The organism is Emticicia agri (assembly GCF_004168285.1).
Taxonomy (GTDB): domain Bacteria; phylum Bacteroidota; class Bacteroidia; order Cytophagales; family Spirosomataceae; genus Emticicia; species Emticicia agri.
In genome coordinates, this window is sequence record NZ_SEWF01000100.1 from 1 (window position 1) to 6,043 (window position 6,043).

The 6,043-nt window shown below is 39.4% G+C and carries 8 protein-coding genes; all 8 read right to left on the reverse strand.

Translation table 11 applies throughout. The features are described from left to right. Nucleotides 1-134: 134 nt before the first annotated feature. A complete protein-coding gene (locus EWM59_RS28305; RefSeq protein WP_310587909.1) occupies nt 135-1,025 on the reverse strand; it encodes an ATP-binding protein in 891 nt (296 codons plus the stop codon). Nucleotides 1,026-1,085: 60 nt separating this feature from the next. Continuing rightward, nucleotides 1,086-1,814 carry an ATP-binding protein gene (locus tag EWM59_RS28310; RefSeq protein ID WP_207220072.1) on the reverse strand — a complete coding sequence of 243 codons (729 nt, stop codon included), beginning with the start codon at nt 1,812-1,814 and terminating at the stop codon, nt 1,086-1,088. Between the two features lie 300 nt (nt 1,815-2,114). After that, complete coding sequence (locus tag EWM59_RS27025; protein WP_130024319.1) at nt 2,115-3,083, reverse strand: alpha/beta hydrolase; 969 nt, start codon at nt 3,081-3,083, stop codon at nt 2,115-2,117. A gap of 35 nt (nt 3,084-3,118) precedes the next feature. Continuing rightward, entirely contained in the window at nt 3,119-4,087 is a 969-nt protein-coding gene (locus EWM59_RS27030; protein ID WP_130024320.1) for an alpha/beta hydrolase, read from the reverse strand. A gap of 270 nt (nt 4,088-4,357) precedes the next feature. Next, nucleotides 4,358-4,603, reverse strand: coding sequence for a hypothetical protein (locus EWM59_RS27035; RefSeq protein WP_130024321.1), 246 nt, complete (start codon nt 4,601-4,603; stop codon nt 4,358-4,360). A gap of 366 nt (nt 4,604-4,969) precedes the next feature. After that, a complete protein-coding gene (locus EWM59_RS27040) occupies nt 4,970-5,281 on the reverse strand; it encodes a hypothetical protein (RefSeq protein WP_130024322.1) in 312 nt (103 codons plus the stop codon). Nucleotides 5,282-5,287: 6 nt separating this feature from the next. Then, nucleotides 5,288-5,434 (reverse strand): hypothetical protein, encoded by a 147-nt coding sequence (locus tag EWM59_RS27935; RefSeq protein WP_165372314.1) that lies wholly within the window; start codon nt 5,432-5,434, stop codon nt 5,288-5,290. Nucleotides 5,435-5,809: 375 nt separating this feature from the next. Then, the coding region (locus EWM59_RS27045) for a hypothetical protein (RefSeq protein WP_130024323.1) at nt 5,810-6,043 on the reverse strand (234 nt) is incomplete at its 5' end.

The following is a 6,043-nucleotide window of genomic DNA, read 5'->3' on the forward strand; positions in this document are numbered from 1 at the left end:
ATGTCTAATAAATGTCTAATAAATGTCAAGTAAATGTCTAATAAATGTCAAGTAAATGTCTAATAAATGTCTAATAAATGTCAAGTAAATGTCTAATAAATGTCAAGTAAATGTCTAATAAATTCCAAGTAAAGCTATACCGTATTTAGGTTTGTTAAAACCCAGATTGGTTTGCTATCACTACCTTCATTAATTATTCTTTTATTAGTTCTTAATTCAGATAATAGATTATTCACCTTGAACTTTTTTTGTGTCTCACTCATCCAGTCGGGTAATTTGTTCCAAAGTAATTCATCAATATCAGCTCTTTCTAAACTACCATGTTCTCTGATTGATTTTTCTATTAAGTCTAAATAATAGTTTTTATCAAAAGCCTTATTTTTAGAGTAAATAGCCTTTTGCCCTGTTTTTTGAGCAACTTTTATTCCAATGTAATAATTAGGTTTCCTACCTTCAATTAGTTTTTTAGTTCTTAAATGTTTTTCTTCTAAATCAGTTAAGTCTTTCTTTTTCTGAACTTTATCTAACATTATTATTTCTTCAAGACTCAGGTCTTTATTTTCGGCTAATAATCGTGCATAGTGAGTATCTAAAATTTTACCTAAAATGGTGACTTTTACTTTCTCTTTTGACAAATCATAATCAGGCATAGGAAAAAAGCGTTCACGCTGATAGTTGAAAATTTTTCTGATACCACCCCCTGCTGTATCAACCATTTTTAAATTGAACATGGCAGTAGCCAAAAAGCGATTTCTATAATGCTCTTCCGGCGCATCTTCTTTGACTACTTTTTCAACACTTCCGGGAATGAAAACCCCTAAATTAGTGAATATTAATTGGTCATCCATTTCGATGACATTTATACGACCGTGCTTGGTATAGTCTTGGTGCGCAATACAATTGTTCAATGCTTCCCTGATTGAATAAGGTTCATATTGGTTTATCTCCTCGGGGAATAAAGTTCCGTCCTGAATATATCTGTATTTAAGATTACGGATTTTCGCATAGACTTTATCTGTTGCCAATAAAAATGGGCACCCGAAAATGGCATAATCCTTATCATTCCCGTGCGAATCCTTTAGAATCTAACGTATCTTTGCCTCGGCAGGATTTATAAAGTGTTCAGACTCTTCTTTCCCTAATAAAATAATGGCAGTTCTTGTAATTTTATTTTTAATAGTTAACTTAGCTTTATTCAAAAAGGTCATATTGTCCCATCCATCAACTTCATTTGATTTCTCCGGAAATTTACTTTTGAAGTTTTTACGAGCTACTTCAATGGCTTCTTCATCTAAATCATCAATCGTTGCTTCCGGAATAATCATAGCACTCCAGTCTTCAGTGGTAGATTGAGCCCTGATTCGTTCTATTTCTTCCAAATTCAAAGGTGATAACTCTTCATTATCTCTACCATAATAATGACCATCAAAAGCAATTGGAATCCCTTTTGGGGCAGGAGGTATCTGAAACATTACTATTCTTCCTTCAGGGAAAAGAAGATCATATATCTCAATAAATGTAATCCGGTTAGTTGTTTTGTTAGCTATCTCACTTTTCAGACTATCTAAATCTTTTCTTTGAGGCCTGAATTGAGTCCCTATAATACCATGATGTTTATTTTCTATACCAAAAACAAGCCAGGCATAGGGCTTGCCTTTCAAATTTGCTTCATTGCTAAGTGCTGAAAAGTATTTACCCAACTTCTGGAAATCATAATTTGTTTTTGCTTCTTTGAACTCTACCAATTCAGTTTCTGCGCTAAGACTACGCAGTTGTTGGAGGATTCGTTCTACATCTTTTTTCGACAGATTCATTTCTGTTTATCTTTCAGGATGATAAAAACTTGATACACAATGAACGTATGTGTTATAACAAATCAATTCCAATAAAATACTATAAAAAGCAAACAGAGTTAAAATAGATAAGTGCAATGCAGATTCTCTTTTGTCTATTTTTTATAAGATACTACTGAAATTGTTAAAACTAATAAAATTTGATGATAGATTTACAGGTAAATGTATAAGCTCTTTAGTTTTATTTAGTATAATTCATAAACTTTCTCTTTTAGGCCAGAAAACAATACTCAACACATCATTACGTATATACAATACACTCTACTTCACAAACGTCTTATCCAGCCACTCAACGCATGATTGCCAGCTTTCGACCGGAATTTTGGCATGATACATCTCTTTCAGTATAATAAACTCTTTCCGGTTGCCGGGAATACGGTCATAAAGCTGACGGGCTTTTTCTACCGTAAATAACTCGTCTTTGTCTCCTATGCCTACTAATATCGGAACAGGCAGTGCTTGCTGTATTTTCAGGTCTTTTACGGGTATCATGGTTGTAAAACGGAGGGTATAACGGTAATTATACAAAGGGTCTTTGGCTACCACCATTCCTTCCCGGTAGTATTCAACTGCCTGGTGTGAGGGGCGCAAAATAGCATTAGCCATGATTTTAGCTTTCTGGAAATTGCTGGGGGCTACAACCTCGGCTTCTTTGCGGCGTTCGTAAGCGGCAGAGAGTAATATCAATCCTGCCAATTCGTTGGGCACGGCATTGGCTACAGTTATGGCTGATACCACACCCAGACTATGCCCCATCACCACTACCCGTGAGAACCCAAGATTTTTGATATACTGAATCGACTCAGCCAGGTCAGCAGTAAATCGGTCTTTACCCGGGCTATCTGCCCGGTTGCCGCCTGATAGCCCGTGTCCACGGTAATCTAATCCGAATGTCGTATAACCTCCTGCGGCAATGGTTTTTCCAGCCATTTCGTAGGCACCGCTATGTGCCGTAATGCCATGAAAAATCAGCACGGCTATGTCTTTTTTGGCAGATACCATCGTGTCAGGATTCCATCTTCTGATAAAAAGCGTTTCGCCATCAGTAGTAGTGAGTAACTGATGCGGGTCTTTGTATTGTTGTCTGAGCCGAGCGGCTTCTTCAGGCGAAATGCCCACATGGTGGGTTCTTGATTCGTCAGGAAGAAACGCCAGTATCAGTCCGATGGCCAACACACCTGCCAGTAGAAAAAGAACAATATACATGGTTCGTTTAAGTATTTTTTTCATAGAATTGGGTTAATGAGAGCCAACCACCATTGCATTTATTTTACAAAAGTCCGGTCAAGCCATTCGACACATTGTTGCCAGCTTTCAACCGGAATTTTGGCGTGAGTGGTGTTTTTCATCACTAAAAACTCCTTTTGGTTGCCTGGCAAGAGGTCGTAAAGTTCTCGGGCTTTTTCAATGGTAAACAATTCGTCTTTATCACCCATGCCTACCAATACCGGAATATTCAGGTCTTTGGGTAAGCGGAGTTCCTTCACATTCAGCATAGACACAAACCGGAGCGTATATCTGAAATTGAACAGCGGGTCTTTGGTTACGGTCATGCCCTCACGGTAATATTCAACGGCAGGGTAGGAGGGACGAAAAACCGAACTGGCAATAATTTTTGCTTTCTGAAAAAACGTAGGTTGTTGTTGCCCCACACCTTTGCGGCCCTCGTAGGCACCTGAAAGCAGAATAAGCCCTGCGAGGTCGTTGGGTACGGCATTGGCTACGCAAATGGCTGATGCCACTCCGAGGCTATGCCCAAGTACCACCACCTTTGAAAACCCAAGGCTCTTGACATATTTTACCGATTCGGCCAGGTCGGCATACCATCGGTCTTTGCCCGGATTATCGCCCCGGTTACCACCCGATAATCCATGACCTCGATAATCAAGTCCGAAAGTCGTGTATCCTCCGGCCGATATGGGTTTTCCGGCCATGTCGTAGGGTCCGCTATAAGCCGTAATGCCATGAAAAATCAGTACCGCAATGTCTTTTTTGGCAGGCACCAATGTATCAGGGTTCCATCTCCGTAAAAACAGTTTTTCGCCATCGGTAGTAGTAAAAACCTCATGCGGGCCTTTAAAATCTTCTCTTAGAGCGGTTGCTTCTTCGGTAGTAACACTCACATGGTGCGTGCGTGATTCGGAAGGCAGAAAAGCCAGTATCAACCCGATAACGAAGATACCTATCACTAAGAAAAGCAGGACAAAGAGGGTTTTCCGGACTTTTTTTTTCATGGGATTTTTTAGGGCTTATATACGTAAACAAGAATTGAGATTTATTCAGGTACGAATATTTCAATAAATTAATAAAAATTATAACAAATCTGATAATTTTTATTTGAAGAAAGTAAGAAGGATTTCTAAAACAGGTAAACCAAAAAGAAGCAAAAAAAGTAACAGGGAAAGGGGTCAGTGGGCTGACCCTCAACAAATATATAATAGCGATGGCTAACGGTAGCAGTGTAATTGCAACAGATTTTCAGTTATAATGATAAGAAGAACCCCTCAAATAAACACCGAAATATACGTAACACTCATGTCAGGAAAAGTATTGGTGTTACACTTTAAATCCTGCTCGTGCATGAGCCGGACGAACATAGTCAATTGCTCGGGCAATATGTTTTCGTTGATTAAGACAGCAAGGCTGCTGATGTCCTGATTATCAATAATTTCTTCTGAGTGGATATTGCTTTTATGCAGGGCTTCTTCAACGGTTTGTCTTAAATCGTTTCTTTGTAAAGCTATTTTCATAATAATCTACCAAACAATAGGTTAGTGCGACAAAGATACAAAATGTTTCGATGATTAGAAATTAAAATTTTTTAAAAATCTTTGATACTATTGCAGTCAAAAGGTTTAATCGCATTAAAAAAAAATAATCTTTTTTTAATGATTATCATCACCGGAATCTATAGGCGTAAAACTTTTTAAAGTTGTGTAGAATCAGCATTTTTGTGTCTTTAACTGTAGGGTAAAACAACCACATAGTACCTGAAAACGCTTACCTGAAAATACAGAAAAGGTTACAGGACTAATGAGTTTTTTGATAGCATGTTCTGAAATATGTATTGGCTAAACGAAGCAGAAAGGAAGCATAAGTGAATGCTGACAAAAGTATCACACCAATTCTATTGGTAATACCTTAATTACTATATCTTTTTGCTGAAAGATACGCTTGAGTTCTTCTTTATAGAGCTGCCACCAGCTTTTATCGAAAGTATCGGTGATTACTTCAAAAATAATAATTTCATCATGTTGGGGCTTCGTGTTTTTACTTTTCTTCCATAGCCCCTCAGCCGGGTTTTTTGTAAACGCAGTAAGTCCCCCGAATTTTTCTGTTAATCGGTGTTGTACTTGCTCAAAATATTCCGACTTAAATACCTTCTTTTGGTTATCGGTTAATGGCAACAGCATTTCTATCAGATACATACCAGCCTATTTTTTATTACCGGGTCTGTTGCTGCCCGAATCACGACCTCCGGTACCGGAGTTTTTATGCGATGAACCCTTCGACTGACCTGTTCTTTTGTCTTCAGGGGCTTCACTATTGATGGTCTTTGCAGTATTGGGTGATTTTTCCATGACGTATATAAGTTTTATGCTAACCCGAAAAGGCATAGCATGCTTAAAAAGATTAAAAACAGACTAACAGATAGCAGAACGAGTGTATTTTTTTTCATGATCAACGGCTTTTGTCAGAAAATAAAAAAAACTTATACCAAGATTCAGCAACTACTACCTGATTAGCTGATGGGTAGGATTTTACACAGGTGGGGAAAGGAGTGTGGAGGGGCATGGGGCAGAGGGCGGGGAGCATGGGGCATAGGGTATGGAGCATAGGGCATGGGGCAGAGGGCATGGGGGGGTGGGGCAGAGGGAAAAGATAACCGAACAAGGGAAAATCTGGGGTGCGGTGTAAAAACGTTCATTTCAAGTTTACAATATAGTAGAATCTTATTAATAAAGCCCACCAAAGCACCAACCATATAATTCCCTTTCATTCTGCTTACCCCAAGCCCCAAGCCCCAAGCCCCAAGCCCCAAACCCCAAGCCCCAAGCCCCATGCCCCATGCCCCATGCCCCAAGCCCCAAGCCCCAAGCCCCAAGACCCAAGCCCCAAGCCCCAAGCCCCAAGCCCCATGCCCCATGCCCCATGCCCCATGCCCCAAGCCCCAAGCCCCATGCCCCATG